The organism is Bacillus sp. 7705b (assembly GCF_002289525.1).
Lineage (GTDB): Bacteria > Bacillota > Bacilli > Bacillales > Bacillaceae > Bacillus > Bacillus halotolerans.
Genome location: NZ_NSDH01000015.1, coordinates 1 through 25,393 on the forward strand (window position 1 = coordinate 1; position 25,393 = coordinate 25,393).

Here is a 25,393-nt window from a genome sequence, read left to right on the forward strand (position 1 = left end):
AGATTCAAGATCTGCAGCGATTACCCGAACGTTAAGAACATGAATTATTATATAACAACTGATTGTCATTTACAAGCGCCATTTTTTACAAGCGCAGATCAATCATAAAGCTTGCTGCCAAAAACATGCTTTTCTAAGTTAGACAGCCGTTTTAAGATATCAAAGTTCGTGGTGTTTGATTGCACTGGCTGTTTTTTGCTGGCTTCTTCAAGCTGTTTTTTCAGCTGCAAATTTTCCTGCTGCAGTTCTTCAATTTCTTGATGGAAGGTTTCATAATCCTTAATGATCATATCTAAAAATTTGTCAACGTCTTCTTGTTTGTAACCTCTAACGCCTGTTTTAAATTCTTTTTCCAAAATGTCTTTCGCAGAAAGCTTTACTTTATCAGCAAGCATCTTTTTCACCTCGTATCGTGAATCATCATCTTATATTTTTTCAGAAATCTGGACGATTGTCAAATTTCTCTTTCTTTGTTATGAGAAGCTGTCTTCCTCTACTGTCACTCTCAGATCATCCATTGTGATAAAGTAGATCGGATAGCCATCCTGTTCGCGTCTTTTTTCAGCTGTCTCAAGCATATACTTTGGGGAACCTGCCATTTCAGAGTCAAATAAAAGCATAAGCGCGTCAGACTTATCAATGAAGAACTGATTTTTTTGTTTAAACTGAAGCGGGCTTTCATACGGACGATGAGTCAGGCTTTCCTCGTAGTCCGCCTGGGCCAGAACAGCTTCATACAGTTCCTTATTCGGTTCTTTCCAGTTCTTTTCCTGCTCGTAAAATGGTGTGATGACAGCAACCTTTAAGTCAGGGTATTCTTCTTGCAAATCATATGCAACTTCGGCCGACCAGAGTTCCGTTCCAAGCTGCCCTGAAATTAAAATCCATTCTAATCCTTCATCCAAAAAAGCAATCAGCCGGTTCTTAATGGCTTTTTTTATGTAATACAGCGCCTTGTCATCCTGTTTAAATATCCCGAGTTCAAACGGTTTATATCCTGTTATTGCTAATACTTTCATCTTTTCACCTGCTTTAAAAAATGGGGCTCCCATTGGGCCCCATTTTATGTGCTGCGTTGGTTTACACCATCAAGCTGCACGTTTCCATACTAGTAATCGCAACAAGGTCTTCCTGCTTGAAAATGCTGATGCGTAGCCGGATCAACATTTGAGAAAGTGTGTGGAAAGTAGTGAACGTGCTGGAAATGCTGGTGATTTACGTTTGTTGTGTGCTGTGGGTGAATGTGCGGCACGATTGTTTTTGAAAACGTATGGTGTTCACAGCAATGAGTAGGATGGACAATCGGCGCCATCATGTGCGGTCTGCAGTGATGCATGATTTAAATCCCCTTTCCATAAACTTTATTACAATACTAAGCTATGAAAAATAGAGGGTACATGTTCTGATGCAAAGACCTATTTTAAAAGTGTGCAATTAAGCTGTCTTTAAAGTTTGAAAATACGAAAGCAATCAAAAACACAACGACGAAGAACAAATAAAAAACACCCTTATACATACCAACTCTCCCTTTAAAAATAACTAACGTCATTTTACAGGATTCGCCGGTATTCTACAACAAAATCGATGTGAATCCAGCAAAAAAATTTCATGGCGAAAGAAGTCGTCTTTTGCGCTTTCCCGGGGAATATTTAAAAGGAATATTTCCTCTTCAGACGGGCAATTCTCACGTGCAGATTTTCCGTTTCTTTTTCTGATAAGGATGCCTCATCGGCAAGTAATTGTTCAGCTGTATGTAAAGCTTTCCCGTATTCCTTTTTCTTATGCTCAAAATATTTCGCAAGCTCTATCGCTGAAGTGTACCTGCATTTTTGGTGCTGAGAATGAGATAGTTTCTCCCAAAGCGGGACTGCATCTTCTAGGCGGTTTTGTTTTTTGTACAGCATTGATAAATCTAAAAGAGCTCTGTCTTTATTTTCAAATGACTTTTCTTTAAGTCTTTCAAGCTGATTGACTGCTTGGCCTGTTTCCTTATGGGCCATAAACCATTTCGCCATTGCGTAAGCTTCATCATGCTCTTTTGGCATATCAGAAGCGGAAAGAATTTTCTTTGACATATGAATGTACAGTGAAATTAACGACAGCACATCCATCTCGTTATGGTGCAGCACACCCTTTAAAAGATCCGGTTCCTGTGCCTTAATAAAATGAAAGTACAGCATCGGTGCCAAATAGCCCGGGGTGTCTTCTTTTCTGCGTACGCCGAGCTCTTCTTTTTCAACTGAGCCAAGCGACACGCGTTCCATTTTGTGCTTCCACAAACGCCTTGCTCCATGCAAGAGGTCAAAATGCCCGAATTCCGGGAGCTTCGGAACTCTGTCACGAATCAGTGTATGCCTTGTTTTTACCTGCGGCCAATCAAAAGCTTTTCCGTTGTAGGTAACAAGTGATGTAATATCAACCTCGCTTAAAAAGCTCTGATACAAGGCGACTTCATTCCCCGGTTTGGGCAGAAGATGCTGTTTGATTACCACTCGATCTTTATATACCCTTGCATGGCCGAGCAAAAAAATCGTATTGCCGGCTCCACCGCCAAGACCTGTTGTTTCTGTATCAAAGAAAAAGAGGCTGTTGTTTTCATATCCTTTTGCAGATAGTGTATGCGACAGGCTGCTTTTATTCCATAACGCGATGACTTCATCAAGCTCGGAAAAACAGTAATGTCCGTGCCGATGGGAGAGCGGATATTCTACTTCCCTGATCAGACAGTATTCATCCTCAAAGAAGAAAGGCTTCACGCCATAAGCCTCCCACTCTTTAAGAAACGGTATATCAGAGCGAATGTCTGAGGTCCCATTCTCTTCTATCTTGTGTTCTGCTTCCTCCAGCACCATATGCTTTTTCATACGCTGGAGTTTTCCTTTTAACGACATGCCTAACCTCCTTTCCTTATGACATTTGGTCCAACAGCTGCAAAATTCGTTCCTTGGCTTTTATTCCTTCTATTTCAGTACCTATACAAGACGGACAGCCATCATGACAAGGACATTGTTTTATCAGCCGCTTAGCCGCTTTATTAATGTCAGCAAACCGTGTAAAGACTTCCTCTGCTAAGCCGATTCCGCCCGGATAATGGTCGTACAAAAATACCGTTGGCAAACCGGTATGGGCAGCTTTGATTTGCGAAACGACATGGACATCATTTCGGTCACACATAATATACACAGGGACAATATGCTGCAAAACATTCGATATGCCGAGAAGCAGCTGTTCGAGTGTCTTTTCTCCAATGTCTTCATCAATTGTTTTGATTTCAAGCCAAGCCGCACTCGTGTGGAGTTCTTCTTCCGGTAAATGGATAGGGCCTGATCCGATATTTTCAAAAGTAGTCATCTTAATCTTTTTAAAAATAGTGGGCAATGCATTTACCGTAACATCGCCGTAATGTAGGGATGTACGGCTCCTCTCTTTTGTTTTGTCAATTTCCAGCACCTTCAGCTGGACTGCCAGATTGGCATCCGTGTAATATTCCACATCAACTCTTCTGACATAAGCCTTTTTATGATCCCAATCAAGCTTTTCCACTTGGAATTGCACGCCTTCATGCAAATAAATCGCTTCATCATGAAGAAGCGTCATCGCACTAAACCGATCCATTTCACCGATGATTCTCACATTCGCAATATCCGTTTGATCGACAATGACCACATTTTCTTGTGAAGCCGAACGCAGACTGATATTGGAAGCAGGAAACGATTCGTTTGCCCAATGATAACGTTCCCCATTGCGGTGCAGGACACCTTCTTCCTGAAGGTACTCGAGAATATCACTGACGTCCAGCGGCCCAAACTCTTCATCGGCTTTAAAAGGAAGTTCATAAGAAGCGCATTTTAAGTGATCAACTAAAATAATTAGATTCTCCGGGTTGATTCTTGCCGATTCCGGCGAACGGTCAAAAAAGTATTCAGGATGGCGCACAATATATTGGTCAATCGGTGTTGAATTGGCGACCATGATAATCAAAGACTCACCGTGCCTTCTGCCGGCTCGTCCCGCCTGCTGCCATGCACTTGCCACACTTCCAGGATAACCCGTCATCACACACACTTGCAGCTGTCCGATATCAACACCAAGCTCTAAGGCATTCGTACTGACAACTCCTAAAATCTCGCCTTCTCTTAACCCTCTTTCGATTTCTCTCCGCTCTTTCGGAAGATAGCCTCCCCGATAGCCTCTGATTGACTTTGTCCCGATCTCTTTTTTCACAAGCTCTTGAATATGGCTTAAAATAATTTCCACCCGGACTCTGCTTCTGGCAAAAACAATGGTCTGCACTTTGTTCTTCAGGAACTCTTTCGCCAGCTCGTTTACTTCTACTGTTGCGCTTTTTCTGATGTTAAGCGGCTGATTAACAATTGGCGGATTATAAAATACAAAGTGCTTCCGTCCGCTTGGCGCTCCGTTGTCATCGACCAGCCTCATTGAGTTTCCGGTCAGCTGCTCTCCCAATTCCTTTGGATTCGCGATCGTTGCCGAGGTACAAATAAAGATCGGGTCACTTCCATAAAACCGACAGATCCGTTTCAGCCGGCGGATTACATTTGCCACATGGCTTCCGAATACACCGCGATACGTGTGCAGCTCGTCTATCACAATATATTTAAGGTTTTCAAACAGACTCACCCATTTTGTATGATGCGGAAGAATGGCCGAGTGGAGCATATCAGGGTTTGTAATCACAATGTGCCCTGCTTTTCTGACTTTTTGTCTGATCGCTGGAGATGTATCTCCGTCATATGTAAAACTTTTAATATCAATGCCCATCTCATCAATGATTTCATTGAGTTCACTTTTTTGATCCTGAGCCAGCGCTTTAGTAGGAAATAAATATAACGCCCGGTTTGTATCGTCCTCAGCGATAGATTGCAGGACAGGCAGGTTGTAGCATAATGTCTTCCCGGATGCCGTAGGCGTTACAGTTACAATGCTTTCACCTTTTTGCACATATTGAAAAGCGGCATATTGGTGGGTATATAAGGCATCAATTCCTCTTTTGGAAAGGGCTGTTTTGAGTCTCTCATCTATACGTTCAGGCATCGGTCTTGTCCTTGCTTCACGAGGCTCAATTTCATGCCAGTTCACAACGTTTTCATTTCCTTTCAATTCAGAAATGAGTTCAGTCAGTGATTTCTTTTTCATTCTTTACACCTCTTTATCAAGTACAGTTTACCGAATATTTGTTTGCATGGCTAGGTGCAAATTTTATACAATCGGACAACAAAAAAGCAAGGCATCCGCCCTGCTTATTTCGCTCTTATTGTGAGCAGCTTTGTTTCGCCTTTATGTGCAGCCTTTTCGCCTGCAGGCTCTATTGTTTCCACAGCTTCCCCATTCATAATGACGATTGGGATGACTGTGCTGCTCGCTTTTTCTTTTATTAACTCCAAATCACACGTGATGAGCGGGTCGCCGACCTTTACTTTGTCACCTTCTTTAATATGAGCGGTAAATCCTTCTCCATTCATATTTACGGTTTCTAATCCGACGTGAATTAACAGCTCGATTCCCGAACGTGTCCGGATGCCCACGGCGTGTTTTGTATGAAACAGCTGAATCACTTCACCTTCAGCAGGTGAAACAATTTCACCATTAGAGGGTTCAACTGCAATTCCTTCGCCCATCATTTTTTGTGAAAAAACAGGATCCGGCACATCTGTCAGATCCATTACCGTCCCGTCTGCCGGAGAATAGATGACCTCTTCCGTAATTTTTTCCTCTGATTTTCCCATTCCGAATAATTTTTTCAGCAATGTGTTATCTCCCTTCCAATTCATCAACCGTTATCCCTTCATTCACCACCTATTTAACCACACTTTCAATTTCGCTTCAATTTATAACAACATCCGGCACAAACGCATAGTCTGATAAAAAAAGGCGGTGGCTCATTTGGAATGTAAAGATGACAAAAAGAATGAATTGTCTAAGAAAGAAGAGATCATCAATCAAGCAATGGACCATCTGTTTCAGTCTTCTGCATTAGGAAATCTTCTACATGGTTTTCAAAACTTGATCGACTCTAGTTTCAAAGATGTACAGACAACGATAGACGTCAGAGAAAGTGATGACGGGCTGTATGTCGATATCACAATTCCTGCAACGTTTCGAGACGGCGAGATTCTCATCGACATTAAGTCCCGGTACCTCCATGTAACGCTTCAGGAAAAACAGAAGGAGCAAAACGCCTCCACATTAACAAGCATGACAAGAACCGTACAGCTGCCTTATGAGGTACACCAGGAAGAAATGGTAACGTCATGGAGTGAGCAGACAATGACGCTTTTCTTCCCAACAAATAAGCATGAATGATTTGATTCATTCATGCTTCTGTTATTTGAAAAAGCTGGTAAATCCCTTTATTAATGAGCCGACTTGATTCATGGCACTCATGACTTGGCCTGTCGTATCCATCATTTTATTAAAGTCAAACTGCCCGTTCGCTTTTTTGAATTGTGACATAATACTTTGAACCTGTGAAGGCTGCTGCTGATTCGGTCTCGGAATAGGATAAGGATTAGGAAATACCGGCGGCTGCATAGGCATAGACTGAGGCGGAATATACAGCTGATAAAACTCCTGTTGTCCGTAATGCTGCGGAACGTACTGTTCAGAATGAACAGGCGCATTCTGCTGATAATATCCCTGCACTTGCTGAGGGTAATAATAACCCAATTGCCGAGGATCGTTTTGAGGTCTCCTTTTCATTGCGATTTCCCCCCTAGACTCAACAGTTTCTCTCCTATATATGTATGAATCATTTCTTTTGTTTGTGTCTGATGCCATCAAGCGTGTTTGTCAAATTGTGTCGAAAGTTTAAATTTTTTAAAAACAGAAAAAAGTCGAATCATTATGATACCATATTTTCAATACAGATGAGAGGGGATGCACCATAATGAACGTATCATACTTAAGCAAACGTTTTGCAGAAATGAAGAAATATGAAACAGACTGTGTGAATAAACTGATGGACTTTGCCAAGTTCCTCTATATTCAAGGACACTTCAACGCAACTGAATTTCGTAACAGTATGAAGGTTCTGGAAGCAAATGGAGCAGAAAGCCCGGCATATGAGCTGAATTAATGTCCGGCCCCCTATAATAAAAATGAAGACAGCTTTATTGGCTGTCTTCACTTGCAATTTCATCCCTCACTGTCTGCAATGTGTAAATGACTGATTCAGTGATGTCTTTGAATCGCTTTTTATGAATGTGATGAACATATGATTGAAGAATCAATTCCAGGAAATTATCTTTTGCGGTCTCTATTTGCTCAGCATGCACATATTTGGGGCGGCGAGCCTTTATAAATTCAAGTGTCCCTTCCGCCCAGTGAGCTGCCAGGGCATCATTCTCCTCCACAGCAGGCTTTATCGTCTCAAAAAAATCGTACGAGTGGTTATTTTCTTTCCCTTCCTGATATCGTGCAGCACCTGTTTCAGCGGCTTCAATCATCTGCTCGGTAACTTTCAGCAATGTTTGTGGTTGCAACATCCTTCACCTCAAAGCTTATCGTACCAAATTTTGCTCATAAATTCAGCCGATACGGTATACCTTGTCCACAGCATACCTCTCTTGAGGGGATCGGTACAGTTCGTTTATACATATATGAAGATCCATGATTTCTTCTTCCAGAACACTCAAACGTTCGTCCTCCGTTTCACGCATTTCAGCCTCGAATACATCTATAGAACGGCTAAGGCTCTGTTCAGCACAGTTTATTTCAGTTTCTATATCAGAAAGCATTCGGAGAATATCTGTCTTGCTTACGTAACCGGACATTTGTGTTCCTCCCTTTACTCTTCTCTCCCGGTTAAATTCTTTGCTCGCACGGCGCAATCCTTCCGCATGACAAAACTAGAAGCAAATCGCCAAACAAACAGGTATTCCACGAAAAGCTGAAGTTTTCGACAAAAAGACACGCAAAAATTGTATGATCCTCACGCTTAATGCACACGATACTTGTGAGGAGGTGCCGTATGAAATCCAGACCGAAAAAAGCCGGCCAGCAAAAAAAGACGGAATCAAAAGCAGTTGATTCTTTAGATAAAAAACTAGGCGGCCCGAACCGTCCTTCTACGTAAGAAGCAAGGAAATTCCTTGCTTCTTTTATTTCTTCAGCCAATGCTCCACCGCAAAGAGCGCATGCAGCTGACGTTTTTTATTTACATACCAGTCGGTCAATTCTATCTGCCGCGGCAATGCCTCCCGTGCAAAGAGGCCTTTCTTTATCTTTCCATGAAACCAATCTGTTTTCTTTCCGTCTAATGAGTGAGTTAATTCAGGGTAGCATGTCCTTAGCATAGGAGATGTCCTTTTTGTGATTCCGATCATTTTTTCCATATCAAAACGGGAGCCTGTATGCGGCACTGTGTGCAAAAAGTCATAAAAAGAAGAAAACAGTTCCGGACTGAACAGCAATTGTGACAGCTGTTTTCCAAGCCTTATCCTTTCTTCAGTTTTAGAAAAACGCTTGGCCGAAATACCGTAGAGAATGCCGTCTGAAGAAGGAAAAATAACGGTGTTGAAATGAAACCAGTCACTTAAATAAAAAGGAATCGTGCCAAAAACGTTCTTTTTGAACGAAGGATTTTGTATAATAGGTGTTTGGATAGTGTTTTGTTCATTTATAATGAGAGCATACATGAGCCGCTCCGTGTTTCGTTCATGCCAAAAACGGGTCCACTCTTCTGTCATAAATTGTGATACGCCAAACAATTGCAGATAGTTGAACAGGGGCTTCCCGGTTTTTACAGACCAGTGGTACAAAAGAAGCTGCGGATAGGCATCTGAAAAGATGAGCCAATTCGCTCTCTCGTAGGCCAAAAAGAACCACCTTTGCTGTGACTCACGCAGACCAAGCTGAAACAGACTGCCCTTTAAATCAGTCATTGACCAGCCGGCATTGCGTGAAACGAAGGAAGCTAAGAGTGACCATTTAATTTCTGGATGGCGGTCATAGAATGCTTTGTAAGCATTCGTTCTTGAAATATTATCGGCGTTTTCGACTGCCGTCTGCCGCTCAATCCGGCGAAGAAGCTTTCTGATGGCCTGTTGTTCTTGCACGTTCATTCACTTCCGTCACTAATAGTTTAATAAGGAGGATGAGAAAGTGATTCGGTATCCTAACGGAAAAACGTTTCAGCCGAAACATCCGGTTTCATCCCAAAACAGTCATAAAAGAGCGCCATCTTACAGTAATCGCGGAATGACCCTCGAAGATGACTTAAACGAAACGAATAAGTATTATCTGACAAACCAAATTGCCGTGATACACAAAAAGCCGACACCTGTTCAAATTGTAAATGTCCATTATCCAAAAAGAAGCGCTGCAGTCATAAAAGAAGCCTATTTTAAACAATCATCGACAACAGATTATAACGGAATTTATAAAGGGCGGTACATTGACTTTGAGGCGAAAGAGACAAAAAACAAAACCTCTTTCCCCCTGCAGAATTTCCATGACCATCAAATTGAGCATATGAAGCAGGTAAAGGCTCAAGACGGTATTTGTTTTGTTATTATATCCGCTTTCGGTCAGGTTTATTTTTTAGAAGCCGATAGGCTGTTTTATTTCTGGGAAAGAAAAGAAAAAAACGGCAGAAAATCCATTCGAAAAGATGAGTTAGAGGAAGCAGCTTATCCGATTTCTCTTGGATACGCGCCAAGAATTGATTATATTAGTATTATTGAGCAGCTTTATTTTTCGCCATCATCTAGTGCGAAAGGTTGATTAACGAAAGGTTGAGATGTTATGTCAGATCAATTTACGAGTCGTGAAGCTCGACGTAAAGCGAACAGCAAGTCGAGCCCTTCACCGAAAAAAGGCAAGAAACGAAAAAAAGGCGGATTGTTTAAAAAGACGCTATTCACTTTACTCATTCTGTTTGTTTTAGGCGTAGTCGGCGGTGCTGTAACATTTGCCGTCATGGTTTCTGATGCGCCATCACTGGACGAAAACAAATTGAAGACGCCTTATTCATCGACAATTTATGATAAAAACGGAAAAGAAATCGCTGAATACGGCTCCGAAAAGCGGTCCTATGTCTCGATAGATGAAATTCCCGATGTTGTAAAAGAAGCCTTTATTGCGACAGAGGATGCCCGTTTTTATGAGCACCACGGGATTGATCCTGTCCGTATCGGAGGCGCCTTAGTCGCCAACTTTACAGATGGCTTCGGGGCTGAAGGCGGAAGTACGATCACACAGCAAGTCGTCAAGAACTCCCTTCTTTCTCATCAAAAGACGCTGAAACGGAAGGTGCAGGAAGTTTGGCTATCGATTCAGCTTGAACGCAATTACTCTAAAGATGAAATTTTAGAAATGTATTTAAACCGGATTTATTTTTCTCCTAGAGCATACGGAATCGGAAAAGCGGCGGAAGAATTTTTCGGCGTCACAGATTTAAGCAAATTGACTGTGGAACAGGCTGCGACACTTGCGGGTATGCCGCAAAGCCCAACGGCGTACAATCCCGTTAAAAACCCGGATAAAGCGGAAAAAAGACGGAACATCGTACTCAGTCTCATGAAAAAACAAGGATTCATTTCTGATTCTCAATATAACAAAGCGAAAAAAGTGGCAGTGAAAGATGAAGGCGTTGTATCACAGAAAGAATATGAAAAAACAAATTCAAATAAATACAGTGCGTTTGTTGAAGAAGTCATGAAAGAAATTGAAGAAAAATCTGATGTCAATCCAGGTACTGACGGATTAAAGATTTATACGACATTAGATACAAAAGCACAAGACAAACTTGATGAATTAATGGACGGAGACACTGTCGGATTTACTGAAGGCATGCAGGGCGGTGTAACGCTTCTCGATACAAAAACCGGAGAAGTCCGCGCGATTGGTGCGGGAAGAAATTCTACGGTTGGTGGCTACAATTACGCGACCCAAGCTCAGCGACAGCCTGGGTCTACCATTAAGCCTATTCTCGACTACGGTCCAGTTATTGAAAATAAAAAATGGTCCACATACGAACAAATTGATGACTCAGCTTATACGTATTCTGATGGAACACCGATCCGTAACTTTGACCACAAATATAAAGAACTAATGTCTATGCGTGAAGCACTTGCGCAATCTCGGAACATTCCTGCTTTAAAAGCATACCAAGCAGTGGGTAGAGATGCTGCTGTAGACTTTGCTAACGGATTGGGACTAGGATTAGATAAAGATAAAGTATATGAATCGTATTCTATCGGTGGATTCGGAAAAGGCAATGTTGGTGTCTCTTCACTGACGATGGCAGGAGCATACAGCGCCTTCGGAAATAACGGAACATATAATGAACCGCATTTTGTAAAGTCTATTGAATTTAACGATGGCACGAAGCTTGACTTAACACCAAAATCAAAGTCAGCAATGAGCGATTATACTGCGTTTATGATTACAGATATGCTGAAAACAGCTGTTAAGACAGGTACTGGACAGCTTGCACAAGTACCCGGTGTAGAAGTAGCAGGAAAAACAGGGACGACCAACTTTGAAGAAAGTGAAATCCAAAGGTACAATATCGCAAGCGACGGTGCCCGAGATTCTTGGTTTGTCGGCTACACACCGCAATATACAGCAGCCGTCTGGACAGGTATGGGAGAAAACGAAGCTGGAAAGAAATCTCTTTCAGCAGAAGAGCAAAAAGTTGCAAAACGCATCTTCGCCCAGCTCATTGCCGATGTCGATGACGGAAGCGGATCATTTGAGAAACCTGATAGCGTAGTGGAAGCGACTGTGGAAAAAGGCTCTAATCCGGCAAAACTGGCAGGGCCGAATACGCCAAGCGATAAAAAGGTCACAGAGTACTTTGTAAAAGGTACATCTCCTTCTACTGTTTCTAAAACATATGAGAAAGAAGAGAAAGAAGAAACAGCAAAACTGTCTGGTTTAAATGTGAAATATGATAAAGATAATCAATCATTGACATTAAGCTGGAAGTACGACGGAGATGCGACCTTTGCTGTTAAGCAATCTGTTGATGGCGGCAGCTACTCTGAAGTTCAAAACAGCTCTGCAAAAGAAGCAGTCATTTCGGGCGTGCAGCCAGGCTCTGTATACAAATTCGAAGTGACAGCCGTCAGTGATGATGGCAAAAGTTCAGCGTCAACATCCTATGAAGTGCCAAAAGCCGAAGAGGATGAAGATAAAGAAGACCAGCAGCAAACGGATGATGAAAATCAAGATGATGAGAAGACTCAGGATGACACACAAACTGATGATTCTCAAACAGATGACAGTCAGACAGATCAAGATCAGACAGATGATTCAACAAACGATCAAGACAAAAAACAAGACAACACGAACACCAATCCGTCCGACAACAGCAACCAAGACCAATCTAACGATAACAGCAACAATAACAACGGCCGCAAAGAAGAGGACGCGTCAGATGGTGACTCAACGGATGATTCATCAGGATCTAATACAGATAAAAACAAAACAAATACATCTGACAATACACAAACGAATTCATCATCAACTGAAAAAACGAATTAAAGACAAAGCCATCACCCTTTAAAAGGTGGTGGCTTTTTTCTGCACAAAAAAACCTCCTTTTTAGGGGAGGTTTTATCGTTTCATCGCGTGATGCTTATAGAAATGCTTCTTCATTTCTGTAAAAAGTTCATCTAGCTGGATAAAGCAATGATACTGGGTCGGCTTCAGCAAAATGAACTCCACTCGTTCAGCCCAATTAATCGGCTTAGCCGGAAATGATTTCTTTGTCAGTTCTGACCAATTCAGCGATATCACCCGCTCACCCGCTGTCCAATGAAATGAAGCCAGTAAACATACAATCCCTTTAAGCATGTCGTTTTGGTCGCATCTGGACTTTCTTGTTTGAAATACAGGGAGAAGTGATTCTTTTGTTTCTTCCCACACTTGAAATAGATACGGAACGTACTTGCCGCTGTTTTCCCATGGCAATATGTCCTGCGTGGCCTCGCAGAAGTCAAAATACAAAGGATTAATCCTTAATGGTTCCTTGATATCAGAGAAGCCAATGTATCCTAGACTGCGCAAATATTGCTCATAAGAAGCTAACAATTCATTCGCTGCCGTCATCGTTTCACCAGCCCTTTTTTATCTCTCTTCTGCCCTTCTCTGCACAGAGAAAGCAATGGACATTCCGCACAGCGCGGCGATTGTGCCTTACAGTGATATCTTCCGAAGAATATGAGACGATGATGGGTAACGGACCAATCTTCTTTAGGAACCTTGCGCATCAGTGTCTTTTCGACTTCCAGCACCGAATCCTTCCACCGGCAGATTCCCAGACGCTTGCTGACCCTCTCGACGTGTGTATCCACTGCAATGGCCGGTACGCCAAAGGCAACAGATACGACAACATTGGCTGTCTTCCGGCCAACTCCTGGGAGTTTCACAAGCTCATCACGGTCCTTCGGTACTTCTCCGCCATAATCTTCAATAATCATTTTACTCAGTTTTTGAATATTTTTTGCTTTATTACGGTACAGACCGATTGATTTGATATCCTGCTGAAGCTCTTCCAGAGAAACAGATAAATAGTCTTCCGGCCGTTTATATTTTTGAAATAATGTTTTGGTCACCCTGTTTACAAGTGCGTCTGTACATTGCGCAGATAAAGCGACTGCCACCACTAATTCAAAAGGATTGGAATGAACAAGTTCACACTCCGCGTGGGGAAACATGTCGCCTATCTTCTCTAAACAGAATTCAATTTGTTTTAGATTTAACACGATTGTCACCTTTTCACTTTATTGTTCAAGCCAATTGTAAAAAGGAACCTGCCTCTTATACTCTTTTTGCGGTTCATTCTGTTTTGTTTGAACACGCCGGAATTTTTGGCTGTGGATTTTGGCCTGTTCCACTGTTTTCAGCCCGTTTTTCTTCCATTCAAACAAAATCCGGTCAATGTAGCGGAAGCTGAGTTTTCCTGATAATACAGCCTCTTTTAAAGCGTGTTTAATCAGCTGTGCATCATGCTGATCCTGATCCTGCCAAATGGCCAGCGTTTCACACTCCAAAGGAGATAACGGTCTTGCAAACTCTTCTTCAAAAATCGTATAAAGGCTTCTTTGTTCCCCTTCTGCTTTTCTTTCTTGTGTTTGATTCTGTGCAAGCTCTATATACTCATAGAGCTTGCCCCATAAAGGCTGGAGTGAATATTTCTCAAACTTGATGCCGTTTTGGTCTTCGCCTTCCTCAATAAACAGAAAACCCTTTTGGATAAACATACGCAATCTGTTTGTGCATTCTTCAACAGAAATCGTCATGCCTTCCTGCAGTTCATGCGGTGTAGGAAAATAAGATCCCTTTTCTAAATGCATTTTGATTTTCAACAGCAGAATCAGTTCTGTTTCATTAAGTCCAAGCTGTTTATAATGGGTCAGCAGAAGATTGGGGATCGTCGACATCCCCATCTCCTGCATATCAATAAATTGCTGTTTTTTCATCGTTACACCTCTTACTGTAAAGGATAGTGTTTTCCCCTTTACTGTAAAAAGTCTCCCTTGCAGGAGACTCTTTTTTTGTTTCATTTAAATGTATTACGGATACAGACGGTTCAACAGTCTTGGGAACGGAATTGTTTCACGTACGTGAGGCGCTCCGCTGATCCAAGCTACTGTACGCTCTAATCCAAGGCCGAATCCGGCATGTGGAACTGATCCATATTTTCTAAGTTCAGCATACCATTTATATGCGTCAGAATCCAGTCCATGTTCTTTAAGGCGCGCTTCCAAAAGTTCCATATCGTGAATCCGTTCAGAACCGCCGATGATTTCTCCGTAGCCTTCAGGCGCGATCAGATCTGCGCAAAGCACTACATCTTCGCGGTCAGATGCCGGCTGCATATAGAACGGTTTTAAGGACGTCGGATAGCGAGTGATGAAAACCGGTTTGTCATAGTGCTCGGCAATCGCTGTTTCATGAGGCGCTCCAAAATCGTCTCCCCACTCGATATCGTCAAAGCCTTTTTCTTTCAGAAAATCAACCGCTTCGTCATACGTAATTCTTGGGAACGGCGCTTTGATTTGCTCAAGTTTTGACGTGTCTCTTCCTAGTGTGTTTAATTCAATTTTGCAGTTCTTAAGAACTGATTGCACGATGAAAGAAACGTAATTTTCCTGTACCTGAAGGTTTTCCTCAAATTCTACAAACGCCATTTCCGGTTCGATCATCCAGAATTCGATTAAGTGACGTTTTGTTTTAGACTTTTCTGCTCTGAACGTCGGTCCGAAGGAGAATACTTTTCCTAAGGCCATTGCCGCAGCTTCCATGTACAGCTGTCCGCTTTGAGAAAGGTAAGCATCTTCATCGAAGTATTTTGTCGCAAAGAGCTCAGTTGTTCCTTCAGGCGCACTTCCAGTCAAAATCGGCGGATCTACTTTTACGAAGCCTTCGTTATTAAAGAATTCGTAAGTCGCGCGAATGATTTCATTGCGGATTTTCATGATCGCATGCTGGCGCTTTGAACGAAGCCATAAGTGTCTGTGATCCATCAAAAATTCCGTACCGTGTTCCTTTGGCGTAATTGGATAATCAGTCGCTTCGTGAATGACTTCAATATCTGTCACAGCTAATTCATAACCAAGCGGAGAACGCTCGTCCTCTTTGACAATTCCTTTTATATAGAGTGACGTTTCCTGCGTCACAGATTTAGCCGTTTGGAAAATGCTTTCTTCAACCTCCGCTTTTACAACGACACCTTGAATAAAACCTGTACCGTCTCTCAGCTGTAAAAACGCGATTTTCCCGCTTGAACGCTTATTAGCGATCCAAGCTCCGATCGTTACTTCCTCACCTACGTGCTTGTACACTTGGTTGATTGTTGTTTTCAAAATATTTCCCTCCAAAACAAGAAGACATTCGGAAGCTTTTGCCCCGCGAACTCTTTTATCATCACTTTATTATACCCGGTCTTAACTGACCGGGTCAATGCAGATAAAAAGCGGCTTTTTGTCAGCCGCTTTCTGATCCGTTAGCTATGTTTTTCTACAAAACGTTTGATTCGTTCCACCGCTTTTTCTAGAAGGTCTAATGATGTCGCGTAGGACAACCGGACATTATCAGGAGAGCCGAATCCGGAACCTGGAACAATCGCGACTTTTTCTTCTTCAAGAAGCGCCTTGACAAATTCATCTACATCTTTGAAACCGCAAGTTTGAGCTGCTTTTTTTGCATTCGGAAATAAGTAAAAAGCACCTTCCGGCTTCACGCAGCTGAAGCCCGGGATTTCAACGAGCTGATCATAAATCGTGTTTAATCTATGCTCAAATGCTTTTCTCATCTCCTCCATTGGCTCAGAAGGTCCGTTGTATGCGGCAATCGCTCCGTATTGTGCAATAGATGTCGGATTTGACGTGCTGTGGCTTGCAAGGTTTGTCATCGCTTTGATGATCTCTTCTGCTCCAGCTGCATAACCGATTCTCCAGCCTGTCATGCTGTGTGATTTTGATACGCCGTTGATGACGATCGTTTGCTCTTTCAAACGGTCAGACAGCTGTGCGATGGAAACGTGTTTTTTTCCGCCGTATGTAAGTTTTTCATAAATTTCGTCAGATACTATCAGGATGTCATGATCAAGGCATACTTCGCCAAGCGCGGCCAGCTCTTCTTCCGTATACATAACGCCAGTCGGATTGCTTGGTGAATTAATAACGATTGCTTTTGTTTTTTCTGTAATCGCTTTTTTCAGCTGCTCAGGAGAAATTTTAAAGTGATTTTCCTCAAGCCCTTCCACATAAACAGGCTGACCGCCAGCGAGTTTCACCTGTTCCGGATAGCTTACCCAGTACGGCGTTGGGATAATCACTTCGTCTCCTTCATCCAAAATCACTTGGAAAAGGGTATACAGTGCATGTTTGGCACCAGTACAGACAATCAATTGAGACGGTTTGTATTCAATATTCTGGTCACGTTTAAATTTCTCTGCAATGCTGTTCTTTAATTCAGCCAAACCGCCTGAAGGCGTGTATTTCGTATGTCCTTCATTCATTGAGCGTACAGCTGCATCAATAATGTGCTGCGGTGTATTGAAGTCGGGTTCGCCCGCTCCAAGGCCGATGACATCATGGCCTGCCGCTTTCAGTTCTTTCGCTTTCGCTGTAATGGCCAGTGTGGTAGACGGTGTTAATGCGGATACTCTTTTTGCCAGTTTCAACTTGAACTCCCCCTAATTCGTCTTAAGGCGTGATATTTTTGAGAATCTTTCCAGTTGTAAAGTCCACATAACTTAAACTGTATTGTCCTTCTTTGTCTAAGTACGTTACTTCCCAAAGCAGGACGTTCCCTTCTCTTGCCAGGTGAACCTCTTTTTGCTTTGAAACCAGCCCTTCATCTTGTATGATTTTCGCCGCTTTGTCCTCGGTGATTCCCTCTTTTGCTTCTTTTGAGAGAATTTTTGCTTTTTTATCTTCAGGAACCCATACATATAATTTGATGCCTTTATTGTCGGTTCCCTTTACGATATAATACTTTTCTTTTCCGACAAATGTTTCGACTTGATCAACGCTGGTGAGGTCGGTTTCTTTTTTCGCTTCAGCAGCTGCTGCTTCGTGCCCCTTTTCCTTTTGTGCCATGGCTGATTTATAAATGTTTGCCGAGACAAGAAGTACTGCTAAAAAAATAATACCAAATATGGCGGTAAATATTAATGCTTTTTTTCTCATCTTCTCACCTACGTACGATAAATAGTAAAAACGGCTTGGTTTTTGTTTTCTTCATCAAGCGCAAGACCGAACATCAGATTATCTCTTTTCAGTGTCCGATTCAGCGTGTCTACAATTTTATAAAGGTCATCCGAATGCTCTACATTAATTGTTGAAAGAATTTCGATTTTGCTTTCCATTTTTTCATCCTCCAAATTGAACAAATATTGTTAGTCATACTCCTTTTCAGGACGCGCCATACTAGTACCACAGAGCGGAAAAACCGCTTTTACAAATAAAACACGTCCTACTCCCACACCGGAAAGCCGCTTTATGCGGCTTTTATTCACTTTTTCCGGCAACATAAGCTTCAATCTCACTGTCAGTCACTTCAGATATTGCGGACGTCGGCAGAGCGTCAAGAAACAGGCGCCCGTAACCAGCGGTTTTGACCCGTCTGTCTAATATGACAATCGTTCCTTTGTCTCCGGCTGTCCGGAGTAAGCGCCCAATTCCTTGTCTGAACGTCAGCACCGCTTCCGGCAGTGAGACCGTTTGAAACGGATTGCGCCCTTTTTTCCTCGCCAGCTCACATTTTGCAGCGTGCAGCGGATGATCCGGAGCCCGGAAAGGAAGTCTCACGATGATCACTGTCGTCAGCTCATCACCAGGGAAATCAACGCCTTCCCAAAAATGATTCGTTCCAAGCAAAATGGCCTGATTGGCTGTTTTGAACGTTTTCATCAGTTTTCCGGGACTGCCGCCGGTTATGCCCTGAGCCAAAAGCTGAATGCCTGAAACACTCATGGCGAGCTTGAGTTCCTGATGCACTTTTTTCAGCATGTCATGAGACGTAAACAGCACAAGGATTTTCGGCTGTTTTTCTTTTGCCATCAGTTCGATATAACGTGCGGTATCCTGTATAAATTCAGTCTGCCCCGTATCTTGGATCGATTTTATTTCTTTTGGAATCATTACCTGCATCCGCTCATCATAAGAAAAAGGCGACGCGATCCTCATTGTGCGGGGGAAAAAGTCGCTTAACCCCAAACGCTCAATGATAAATTGAAACGAATTTTCTATCGTTAGGGTTGCAGATGTAAGAACGACACTGTTTTTCCGGGCAAAAAACTGATCAGCAAGAAGCTCGCCCGGTTCCAGCGGCTGCGCATATATAGCTACTGCATTCTTCGCACCTTTAGCATCTATCTCAATCCAAACCGCTTCATTGTCATCTGAGCCAAAGAACAGCTGATTTAGAGTCTGGCAGTACTCCCCCAAATCATTCATGCTTCTATTATATTCATCGGCCAAAAAAGCATTTTTGCTTTTCATAACCGTCAGATGTTCTTCCATCAGAGCCGTCTGGGTCTCAAAAAGCTGCTGCAAATGCGCCAGCATAGAACAAAGCCTTTCCGCTCCATCTGTTAAAATAGGCCATCCTTTATCGTGACTTTTTTTGTTCACGTTAAAGACAAGACGGTTTAAGTCTTCTTTAGGTTTTCTTCGTTTGACAAAAGAATGCACAGAGCTGAAAAACGCATCACTTTCCGCCTGAATATGCTGAATCCGCTCCTCCACTTCAAAAAATGAATCCACCGGCAGGCTGTGGCGCTGAAAAAGCTGTCTCATTTTTTTCAGAAGCCCCTGCTCTTTCAGCGTTCCGATTCTGCTCAATTTTGTATGCAGTTCTATGTAAGTTGCTCTTTTTCCTAAATGTTCGCTTGCGGCACGTTCAAAATGGTGTGCTTCATCAATGACAAAAGTCCCGCTATCCGGGAGTCTTTTTCTCCGGCTTGCCTCATCGGTTAGCAGAAGAGAATGATTCGTAATCACCAGATCAGACCGCATCGCACTTTGTTTGGCCCGTTCATAAAAACCAATCACTTGATCCCTCTGTTTTCGTTTATAAGAATGATCATCATATGCCAATCTGTCCCACAGCAGTTTTCCGCCTGACGGCAAATTCAGTTCTGCTACATCTCCCGTGTTTGTCTCTGTCAGCCAAACAAGAAGCTGGGCTTTTGTCAAAACGGCATCATAGTTATCGTCTTCCTCATGAAGCACCTGCTCAAACTTATAAAGGCACAGATAATGCGTTTGCCCTTTTAAAATAGCCGCAGTCACCGAAAAAGGGAACATATCTTTGATGATCGGCAAATCCTTCGTCAAAATCTGCTGCTGAAGAAGGGTTGAATACGTGCTGATGACGACCGGCTTTTTTGACTTTTTAGCAAAAAGCGCAGCCGGAATCAGGTAGCCGATCGTTTTTCCGATTCCCGGAGCAGCTTCAATCAGCGCGTGTTCACGATTGGCAAAGGCCTCAGCCACTTCTTTCATCATCAGCATTTGGCCTTCTCTTTTTTCGTACTGGGGCATGAACTCAGAGAGCGCTTTTTCATTTCCTGCTGCCCAATTTTCTATCTCAAATAGAAATTCTTCATCTTCTTTGAGACGTTCAATCACAGGTTCAGGTTCTCTGACAGAAAAAGATGAAAAACGCGTAAAGCCTGGCATATCTGTATGTCTGTTTTCATAAATGAACATATCTAACAAATGCGTCAGATCACTGATAAAATGCTGTGACAGCCTTCTTAACTGCTTTAATGTCGGGTAAGGAAGCCGCCTTAGCTTTTCAAGAATTTCCAAAAAAATAAGTCCTGTGACTTCAGCGTCGCTGTCAGCTCGATGCGGCTGATCATGCCGCAGCTGAAGCTCTTCGCTTAATTCAGTCAGCTTATATCCCTCAAATCCCGGAAATGCGATACGGGAGAGCTCGACAGTATCCAGCACTTCACAATCTGGGAGCTGGAAACCCGCTTTATGTAACTCATGCTTCACAAACCCGAGGTCAAAATGGATATTGTGGGCGACAAAGTAAGCGCCGTCAAGCAAATGAAACACTTCTTCAGCCACTGCTTTAAACGGCGGCTGATTTTCTACCATTTGGTTCGTGATTCCCGTAAGCTGTTCAATAAAAACCGGAATGGATTTATTTGGATTAATATATTTTGAAAACCGCTCAGTAATTTGTCCATTTTCAATTACAACCGCTGCGATTTGAATGATTTTATCGCCCTTTTTTGGCGAATTCCCTGTTGTTTCTACATCTATAACAACGAACCGTTGCTTATTCATTAAAATGGACACCTCAATTCTTGCATACGACAAAAGTGTAACACGTTTTGTACGGAAATGGAGCGGCAAAACCGTTTTACGCTGAAAATCTTAAACGAAAACCCCCGATAAAGGGGGCGGTATATCTACAAAATGGTGCTGGCAGGTTCTTGTCCAAGCATTTGTTCAATTTTGTTTTGGTCATTCAAAACGGCAACTTTCGGCTGATGGTTTGCCGCTTCTTGATCAGACATCATTTTGTAGGAAATAATAATAACCTTATCGCCTTCCTGTACAAGGCGTGCGGCAGCTCCGTTTAAACAGATGACTCCGCTTCCGCGCTGACCGGGAATAATGTACGTTTCCAGGCGTGCTCCATTGTTATTATTCACAATTTGCACTTTTTCATTAGGAAGCATTCCTACCGCATCAATAAGATCTTCATCAATTGTAATGCTGCCCACATAGTTAAGATTTGCTTCTGTAACTGTTGCCCTATGAAGCTTTCCGCTCATCATCGTGCGATACATCATTATATTCTCTCCATTTCTCGAATATCAATAATGATATTGTCTATTAAACGCGCTTTTGAAAATGCAACTGCTACAGCCAGAATAATCTTTCCTTCGAGCTTGTTCACAGGCTCAAGTTCCGGATAAGAAAATAGCTCAACATAATCAATTCTGCCGCTTGTCGTTTCAATGATGTCTTTTGCAGCATTGATGACCGTTTCAGGATTTCTCTCACCTGCTCTGATCAGCTCGGCACTCGTCTGAAGGGCCTGGTAAAGCTTAGGCGCTTCTCTTCTTTCCTCAGCCGTTAAATACACATTCCGGGAGCTTTTGGCTAACCCGTCTTCCTCTCTGACCGTATCTACAGCAACCAGTTCAATATCCATGAAGAAATCACTGATTAAACCATCAACAACTGCCACCTGCTGCGCATCCTTTAAACCAAAATAAGCGCGTGTCGGTTTAACAAGATTGAACAGCTTCGTCAGCACGATGGCAACTCCGTCAAAGTGTCCTTCTCTTGAACGCCCGCATAAAACATCTGTACGTCTCTCAACATGTATCGTTATATTTTTTTCACCGGGATACATGTCACGGGCATCAGGAGTGAAAAGAATATCAACGCCGGCATTTTCCGCAAGAGCGGCATCACGTTCAAGATCGCGCGGATACGCTTCAAAATCCTCCCCGGGACCGAATTGCGTCGGATTCACAAAAATACTCATAACGACGGCGTCATTTTCTTGTCTGGCTTTGTCTGCCAAGGTTAAATGCCCTTCATGAAGAAATCCCATCGTCGGAACAAATCCGATTGTTTTGCCTTCTGACTGATATTGTGTAATGATTTCTTTCAGCTGTGAGATATCTGTAATCTGCTTCATCTTATTTTCCTCCGTACAAGCCTTCCAGGACTGCCTGATTCATCTGAAAGGAATGCTTTTGTTCAGGGAAAGCACGATGTCTTACATCATGGACATATCCACTGATTGCTGTTTCTATAGTGCCGTCAATTTGCGTATATTGTTTCACAAATTTAGGTGTTCTAACAACACCATGGCCGATAACATCGTGATAAACAAGAACCTGTCCGTCCGCTTTTACACCAGCTCCGATTCCAATGACAGGAATGGATAATGTTTCTGCGATTTTTGCCGTGAGTTCTGCTGGCACACATTCAAGCACAAGCATCATGGCTCCCGCTTCCTCACATTTTATACTGTCTTCTATTAATTTCTTGGCGCTTTGTTCATCTTTGCCCTGTACTTTATATCCGCCTAATACACCGACTGATTGCGGTGTCAGCCCTAAATGACTGACAACAGGAATGCCACCGAGCGTCAAGGCGCGGATGGATTCAAACACCCCTTCACCGCCTTCCAGTTTCAGCGCGTCGGCTCCGCTTTCCTGAACGATAGCTGCGGCATTTTTCAGCGTATCCTCTTTAGACAAGTGGTAAGACATAAACGGCATGTCGGTTACGATAAATGTATTTGGCGCACCTCTTTTGACCGCTTTCGTATGATGGATCATATCCGCAACTGTCACGCCGACAGTTGAATCAAGGCCTAGCACGACCATTCCTAGTGAATCACCGACTAAAATCATATCGACTCCCGCTTGCTCAGCAAGCTTGGCTGCCGGATAATCGTATGCCGTCAGCATGACAATCGGTTCTTCATTTTCTTTCATTTTCAAGAAATCAAGTTTTGTTTTCACTTTTTCTCCTCCTCATTTTTAGAGGAGATGAGCTGCCGTTTCTTATACAAGCCAAAAAACCTTCCGCTACACGAGAAGGATTCTTCACTTTCTAAAGTTCGGCGAGTTTCATCCCTCTGTCCCAGTCCTTTTTGGATCAAGGCAGACTGCTGCAATGTCTATCTATTTTTTATGAATAGGTGCAGTTCGCAGGCGATACTGCCCAATGGAAGTATATCAAAATCAACAGGTTTGTACCAACTACAATGAACCCATTTCGATATCTGCCGAATAGATTTTTTTTATGCCTTCCTTTGTTTCTAAAAGAAGAACACCCTCTTCGTCTATTCCTAAAGCTTTCCCATAAAATGTTCCGTTTAGCGTTCTTGCTCTTAATTCACTGCCGATCCCAAGCGCATAGCTTTCCCACAGAAGTTTAATCGGTGTGAAACCATGCGCTAAATAATCGCGGTACCGTTTTTCAAAAGAAAGCAAAATATGCTGCATGACGCTGGCCCGATCTATTTTTTCACCGGCTGCCAGACTGAGGCTCGTTGCGGTTTCCTTTAGCTCCTCTGGAAAATCATCGGCCTCTTGATTAACGTTTATGCCTGTTCCAATAATGACTGAACGGACGCGGTCTTCTTCCGCCTGCATTTCAGTTAAGATGCCGACTGCTTTTTTTCCGTGAATTAATATGTCATTAGGCCATTTAATATCCGTTTGGAGACCTGTTGCCTCCTCTATTCCTTGCACAACAGCTACCGCAGCAAGAAGTGTAAGCTGAGGTGTTTTTTGAAGCGGAATGTCTGGACGCAAAATCAGGCTCATCCAGATGCCTGTTCCTTCTTGAGAATGCCACACCCTTGACATACGCCCTCTGCCGGCTGTTTGTTTATCCGCGACAACGAGAGTACCCTCGGGCGCGTTATCATTAGCAAGCTCATGAGCCTTTTTTTGAGTGGATGAAAGGACGTCATGATAAAAAAGATGCTGGCCCATCACTTCTGTTTTCAGCCCAAACCGAATTTCACTTTCACTGAGTTTTCCAGGCTTTTTGATAAGCCGATACCCTTTTCTTCTGACAGCTTCCACTTCATAGCCTTCTTTGCGAAGCTCCTCAATATGCTTCCATACAGCTGTTCTCGAGCATCCGAGAGCATCACTGATTTTTTGGCCGGAAATAAACTCGCTTCCGGCCTGAGAAAATAATTCAATAAGATCGTTTCTTAAGGTTGATCGCATGTCTTCAGCCACTCCTCTATGTGTTCCTTCTGATTGGAGAGCTTTCCCGTTACAACAGCCTGCTCTATCCGCTGTAATTCTTCAGACACCCATTTTCCAGCGGGCTGGTTTCGCAGTGCAAGTAAGTCCCGCCCTGTGATGGCAAGATCCTTCAGACTTTTGATGGGCAGGCTTTGATAAGCTTCTCTGACTTCCTTCAGTCTCTCGCCGTTCAGCTGCTTGGTTTGCCGGAGCATTGATATTTTGACCGCGGATAAAAGCGCTTTTTCACCAGCCTTGTACATGGACATAGCGTCAAGGCTCTGGCCAAACGTATCGGCAATGTGAGCGGCTTCCTTCATCACTTTTCCAGGGAGCTTCCAGGCTTTCAGGAAAAGCATCGCTTCTTTCAAGTCTATCTGAAGATCAATTAAAAGCGCTGCCCAAAGCTCCTCACGAGAAGCGAGAAGAGAAAACGGAAACTCACTCGCCGTCAGCAGGTTCTCTCGTTTGTGATAAAAACCGGGCAGTTCTTCATAAAGCCCCGTATGTACAAGCATTTGAATGGCCTCTTGGGACGCTTTTCCCAGTAAAAGCTTCTCAAACTCTATTGTTTTCCGTTCGACTGACACATGAGACAAAAGTGTTTTCTCTTTTATGATCGCTTCTTCTGTTTCTTTCGAAAGCGTAAATCCGAGCTGGCTCATAAATCGCACCGCTCTCAGCATGCGAAGCGCATCCTCCTGAAAGCGGTCCTCCGGTTTTCCAACCGTTCGAATCAGCTGCTGATCAATGTCTTTCTTGCCGCCAAAATAATCAAGAACTTGACCGTCAGCTGTCATGGCCATCGCATTAATCGTCAAATCCCTGCGTTTCAAATCCTCTTCTAATGAGGTGATAAAGTGCACTTCTGACGGTCTTCTGTAATCTTCATAATCTGATTCAGTCCGGAATGTAGTGACTTCATAGGTATCATCTTCCCAGAGCACGATAATGGTCCCGTGCTCTTTGCCGACATCAACTGTCCGCTTAAAAAGCCGTTCTACTTGGTCCGGTGCCGCATCTGTCGCAATATCGACATCTCCAATTGTTCGTTTCATATAGCTGTCACGAACTGCGCCTCCGACAAAGTAAGCTTGGTGGCCTGCTTCAATTAATGTGCGGAGCACGGGAAGTGCTTTAATAAAAACTTGTTCCATG

General features: G+C 43.0%; 29 protein-coding genes. 5 read left to right on the forward strand and 24 right to left on the reverse strand.

The features are described 5' to 3' along the window. Window positions 1-98: 98 nt before the first annotated feature. The 7 genes from gpsB to CJU60_RS05170 form a co-directional block, all read right to left on the reverse strand. Window positions 99-395, reverse strand: a complete 297-nt coding sequence (gene gpsB / locus CJU60_RS05145; RefSeq protein WP_010334692.1) for a cell division regulator GpsB — start codon at window positions 393-395, stop codon at window positions 99-101. A gap of 78 nt (window positions 396-473) precedes the next feature. Beyond that, window positions 474-1,019 (reverse strand): SLOG family protein, encoded by a 546-nt coding sequence (locus CJU60_RS05150; protein ID WP_141243765.1) that lies wholly within the window; start codon window positions 1,017-1,019, stop codon window positions 474-476. An 89-nt stretch (window positions 1,020-1,108) separates the two neighbouring features. Next, a complete protein-coding gene (cotD, locus tag CJU60_RS05155) occupies window positions 1,109-1,336 on the reverse strand; it encodes a spore coat protein CotD (protein ID WP_081638329.1) in 228 nt (75 codons plus the stop codon). Between the two features lie 84 nt (window positions 1,337-1,420). Further along, window positions 1,421-1,549: a hypothetical protein gene (locus tag CJU60_RS21310; protein ID WP_003230707.1), complete on the reverse strand. Its 129-nt coding sequence runs from the start codon at window positions 1,547-1,549 to the stop codon at window positions 1,421-1,423. Window positions 1,550-1,649: 100 nt separating this feature from the next. After that, on the reverse strand, window positions 1,650-2,891 hold the full coding sequence (locus CJU60_RS05160; RefSeq protein WP_095713159.1) for a ribonuclease H-like domain-containing protein: 1,242 nt from the start codon (window positions 2,889-2,891) through the stop codon (window positions 1,650-1,652). Between the two features lie 16 nt (window positions 2,892-2,907). Beyond that, window positions 2,908-5,157 carry an ATP-dependent helicase MrfA gene (mrfA, locus tag CJU60_RS05165; RefSeq protein WP_095713160.1) on the reverse strand — a complete coding sequence of 750 codons (2,250 nt, stop codon included), beginning with the start codon at window positions 5,155-5,157 and terminating at the stop codon, window positions 2,908-2,910. Between the two features lie 104 nt (window positions 5,158-5,261). Next, window positions 5,262-5,768 (reverse strand): PTS sugar transporter subunit IIA, encoded by a 507-nt coding sequence (locus tag CJU60_RS05170; protein ID WP_044155315.1) that lies wholly within the window; start codon window positions 5,766-5,768, stop codon window positions 5,262-5,264. A 136-nt stretch (window positions 5,769-5,904) separates the two neighbouring features. On the opposite strand from CJU60_RS05170, the gene CJU60_RS05175 reads away from it, so the two are divergent. Continuing rightward, window positions 5,905-6,324 (forward strand): Hsp20/alpha crystallin family protein, encoded by a 420-nt coding sequence (locus CJU60_RS05175; RefSeq protein ID WP_095713161.1) that lies wholly within the window; start codon window positions 5,905-5,907, stop codon window positions 6,322-6,324. A gap of 21 nt (window positions 6,325-6,345) precedes the next feature. On the opposite strand, the gene CJU60_RS05180 is transcribed toward CJU60_RS05175, so the two are convergent. Further along, a complete protein-coding gene (locus CJU60_RS05180) occupies window positions 6,346-6,720 on the reverse strand; it encodes a YppG family protein (RefSeq protein WP_095713162.1) in 375 nt (124 codons plus the stop codon). 187 nt (window positions 6,721-6,907) lie between these two features. Between CJU60_RS05180 and CJU60_RS05185 the strand changes: the two genes are divergently transcribed. After that, window positions 6,908-7,096 (forward strand): YppF family protein, encoded by a 189-nt coding sequence (locus CJU60_RS05185; protein ID WP_024121829.1) that lies wholly within the window; start codon window positions 6,908-6,910, stop codon window positions 7,094-7,096. A gap of 34 nt (window positions 7,097-7,130) precedes the next feature. Here CJU60_RS05185 and CJU60_RS05190 read toward each other — a convergent pair whose 3' ends face one another. Both CJU60_RS05190 and CJU60_RS05195 read right to left on the reverse strand, forming a co-directional pair. Next, a complete protein-coding gene (locus CJU60_RS05190) occupies window positions 7,131-7,502 on the reverse strand; it encodes a YppE family protein (RefSeq protein ID WP_024121830.1) in 372 nt (123 codons plus the stop codon). Between the two features lie 45 nt (window positions 7,503-7,547). Further along, the gene (locus CJU60_RS05195) at window positions 7,548-7,793 is read right to left on the reverse strand and encodes a DUF5446 family protein (RefSeq protein ID WP_095713163.1); all 246 of its coding nucleotides are present in this window, start codon (window positions 7,791-7,793) and stop codon (window positions 7,548-7,550) included. 197 nt (window positions 7,794-7,990) lie between these two features. Here CJU60_RS05195 and sspM point away from each other — a divergent pair, with 197 nt between their 5' ends. Further along, window positions 7,991-8,095 carry an acid-soluble spore protein SspM gene (gene sspM / locus CJU60_RS05200; RefSeq protein ID WP_010334703.1) on the forward strand — a complete coding sequence of 35 codons (105 nt, stop codon included), beginning with the start codon at window positions 7,991-7,993 and terminating at the stop codon, window positions 8,093-8,095. 25 nt (window positions 8,096-8,120) lie between these two features. Here the strand turns inward: sspM and CJU60_RS05205 are convergent, their stop codons facing one another. Continuing rightward, window positions 8,121-9,083, reverse strand: a complete 963-nt coding sequence (locus CJU60_RS05205; protein WP_095713164.1) for a DUF2515 domain-containing protein — start codon at window positions 9,081-9,083, stop codon at window positions 8,121-8,123. A 40-nt stretch (window positions 9,084-9,123) separates the two neighbouring features. Here CJU60_RS05205 and recU point away from each other — a divergent pair, with 40 nt between their 5' ends. Together recU and CJU60_RS05215 are read left to right on the forward strand one after the other, a co-directional pair. Continuing rightward, window positions 9,124-9,744, forward strand: coding sequence for a Holliday junction resolvase RecU (recU, locus tag CJU60_RS05210; protein WP_095713165.1), 621 nt, complete (start codon window positions 9,124-9,126; stop codon window positions 9,742-9,744). Between the two features lie 21 nt (window positions 9,745-9,765). Continuing rightward, a complete protein-coding gene (locus CJU60_RS05215) occupies window positions 9,766-12,510 on the forward strand; it encodes a PBP1A family penicillin-binding protein (RefSeq protein ID WP_095713166.1) in 2,745 nt (914 codons plus the stop codon). A 72-nt stretch (window positions 12,511-12,582) separates the two neighbouring features. On the opposite strand, the gene CJU60_RS05220 is transcribed toward CJU60_RS05215, so the two are convergent. The 13 genes from CJU60_RS05220 to CJU60_RS05280 all read right to left on the reverse strand — a co-directional run bounded on the left by CJU60_RS05220 (window position 12,583) and on the right by CJU60_RS05280 (window position 25,392). After that, entirely contained in the window at window positions 12,583-13,077 is a 495-nt protein-coding gene (locus tag CJU60_RS05220) for a YpoC family protein (RefSeq protein WP_095713167.1), read from the reverse strand. Beyond that, entirely contained in the window at window positions 13,074-13,733 is a 660-nt protein-coding gene (nth, locus tag CJU60_RS05225) for an endonuclease III (protein ID WP_010334708.1), read from the reverse strand. Before nth ends, CJU60_RS05220 begins: the two co-directional genes overlap by 4 nt. A gap of 18 nt (window positions 13,734-13,751) precedes the next feature. Then, complete coding sequence (gene dnaD, locus CJU60_RS05230; RefSeq protein WP_095713168.1) at window positions 13,752-14,450, reverse strand: DNA replication protein DnaD; 699 nt, start codon at window positions 14,448-14,450, stop codon at window positions 13,752-13,754. A gap of 93 nt (window positions 14,451-14,543) precedes the next feature. Beyond that, the gene (gene asnS / locus CJU60_RS05235; protein WP_095713169.1) at window positions 14,544-15,836 is read right to left on the reverse strand and encodes an asparagine--tRNA ligase; all 1,293 of its coding nucleotides are present in this window, start codon (window positions 15,834-15,836) and stop codon (window positions 14,544-14,546) included. A gap of 140 nt (window positions 15,837-15,976) precedes the next feature. Continuing rightward, window positions 15,977-17,158, reverse strand: a complete 1,182-nt coding sequence (aspB, locus tag CJU60_RS05240; RefSeq protein ID WP_024121838.1) for an aspartate transaminase AspB — start codon at window positions 17,156-17,158, stop codon at window positions 15,977-15,979. A gap of 22 nt (window positions 17,159-17,180) precedes the next feature. Next, a complete protein-coding gene (gene tseB, locus CJU60_RS05245; protein WP_095713170.1) occupies window positions 17,181-17,666 on the reverse strand; it encodes a cell wall elongation/penicillin-binding protein regulator TseB in 486 nt (161 codons plus the stop codon). A gap of 8 nt (window positions 17,667-17,674) precedes the next feature. Then, complete coding sequence (locus CJU60_RS05250; protein WP_003225588.1) at window positions 17,675-17,845, reverse strand: YpmA family protein; 171 nt, start codon at window positions 17,843-17,845, stop codon at window positions 17,675-17,677. A gap of 142 nt (window positions 17,846-17,987) precedes the next feature. After that, window positions 17,988-20,783, reverse strand: coding sequence for an ATP-dependent DNA helicase DinG (gene dinG, locus CJU60_RS05255; RefSeq protein ID WP_095713171.1), 2,796 nt, complete (start codon window positions 20,781-20,783; stop codon window positions 17,988-17,990). A 125-nt stretch (window positions 20,784-20,908) separates the two neighbouring features. Continuing rightward, window positions 20,909-21,292 (reverse strand): aspartate 1-decarboxylase, encoded by a 384-nt coding sequence (gene panD, locus CJU60_RS05260; protein ID WP_044156733.1) that lies wholly within the window; start codon window positions 21,290-21,292, stop codon window positions 20,909-20,911. A gap of 2 nt (window positions 21,293-21,294) precedes the next feature. Continuing rightward, window positions 21,295-22,155: a pantoate--beta-alanine ligase gene (panC, locus tag CJU60_RS05265; protein ID WP_095713172.1), complete on the reverse strand. Its 861-nt coding sequence runs from the start codon at window positions 22,153-22,155 to the stop codon at window positions 21,295-21,297. 1 nt (window position 22,156) lies between these two features. Next, window positions 22,157-22,990 (reverse strand): 3-methyl-2-oxobutanoate hydroxymethyltransferase, encoded by an 834-nt coding sequence (gene panB, locus CJU60_RS05270; RefSeq protein WP_024121843.1) that lies wholly within the window; start codon window positions 22,988-22,990, stop codon window positions 22,157-22,159. Window positions 22,991-23,230: 240 nt separating this feature from the next. Continuing rightward, complete coding sequence (locus CJU60_RS05275) at window positions 23,231-24,214, reverse strand: bifunctional biotin--[acetyl-CoA-carboxylase] synthetase/biotin operon repressor (protein WP_024121844.1); 984 nt, start codon at window positions 24,212-24,214, stop codon at window positions 23,231-23,233. After that, on the reverse strand, window positions 24,199-25,392 hold the full coding sequence (locus tag CJU60_RS05280; RefSeq protein WP_024121845.1) for a CCA tRNA nucleotidyltransferase: 1,194 nt from the start codon (window positions 25,390-25,392) through the stop codon (window positions 24,199-24,201). The genes CJU60_RS05275 and CJU60_RS05280 overlap by 16 nt, the downstream gene beginning before the upstream one ends. Between the last annotated feature and the right edge of the window lies 1 nt (window position 25,393).

Coding starts and splice junctions, on each gene's coding strand:
- cotD (WP_081638329.1), bottom strand. CDS start 1,336: ATGCATCACTGCAGACCGCACATGATGGCGCCGATTGTCCATCCTACT.
- CJU60_RS05150 (WP_141243765.1), bottom strand. CDS start 1,019: ATGAAAGTATTAGCAATAACAGGATATAAACCGTTTGAACTCGGGATA.
- CJU60_RS05275 (WP_024121844.1), bottom strand. CDS start 24,214: ATGCGATCAACCTTAAGAAACGATCTTATTGAATTATTTTCTCAGGCC.
- CJU60_RS05205 (WP_095713164.1), bottom strand. CDS start 9,083: ATGAACGTGCAAGAACAACAGGCCATCAGAAAGCTTCTTCGCCGGATT.
- CJU60_RS05220 (WP_095713167.1), bottom strand. CDS start 13,077: ATGACGGCAGCGAATGAATTGTTAGCTTCTTATGAGCAATATTTGCGC.
- dnaD (WP_095713168.1), bottom strand. CDS start 14,450: ATGAAAAAACAGCAATTTATTGATATGCAGGAGATGGGGATGTCGACG.
- CJU60_RS05180 (WP_095713162.1), bottom strand. CDS start 6,720: ATGAAAAGGAGACCTCAAAACGATCCTCGGCAATTGGGTTATTATTAC.
- sspM (WP_010334703.1), top strand. CDS start 7,991: ATGAAATCCAGACCGAAAAAAGCCGGCCAGCAAAAAAAGACGGAATCA.
- CJU60_RS21310 (WP_003230707.1), bottom strand. CDS start 1,549: ATGACGTTAGTTATTTTTAAAGGGAGAGTTGGTATGTATAAGGGTGTT.
- panD (WP_044156733.1), bottom strand. CDS start 21,292: ATGTATCGCACGATGATGAGCGGAAAGCTTCATAGGGCAACAGTTACA.
- mrfA (WP_095713160.1), bottom strand. CDS start 5,157: ATGAAAAAGAAATCACTGACTGAACTCATTTCTGAATTGAAAGGAAAT.
- CJU60_RS05195 (WP_095713163.1), bottom strand. CDS start 7,793: ATGTCCGGTTACGTAAGCAAGACAGATATTCTCCGAATGCTTTCTGAT.
- tseB (WP_095713170.1), bottom strand. CDS start 17,666: ATGAGAAAAAAAGCATTAATATTTACCGCCATATTTGGTATTATTTTT.
- gpsB (WP_010334692.1), bottom strand. CDS start 395: ATGCTTGCTGATAAAGTAAAGCTTTCTGCGAAAGACATTTTGGAAAAA.
- CJU60_RS05160 (WP_095713159.1), bottom strand. CDS start 2,891: ATGTCGTTAAAAGGAAAACTCCAGCGTATGAAAAAGCATATGGTGCTG.
- CJU60_RS05250 (WP_003225588.1), bottom strand. CDS start 17,845: ATGGAAAGCAAAATCGAAATTCTTTCAACAATTAATGTAGAGCATTCG.
- CJU60_RS05280 (WP_024121845.1), bottom strand. CDS start 25,392: ATGGAACAAGTTTTTATTAAAGCACTTCCCGTGCTCCGCACATTAATT.
- panC (WP_095713172.1), bottom strand. CDS start 22,155: ATGAAGCAGATTACAGATATCTCACAGCTGAAAGAAATCATTACACAA.
- dinG (WP_095713171.1), bottom strand. CDS start 20,783: ATGAATAAGCAACGGTTCGTTGTTATAGATGTAGAAACAACAGGGAAT.
- CJU60_RS05215 (WP_095713166.1), top strand. CDS start 9,766: ATGTCAGATCAATTTACGAGTCGTGAAGCTCGACGTAAAGCGAACAGC.
- CJU60_RS05185 (WP_024121829.1), top strand. CDS start 6,908: ATGAACGTATCATACTTAAGCAAACGTTTTGCAGAAATGAAGAAATAT.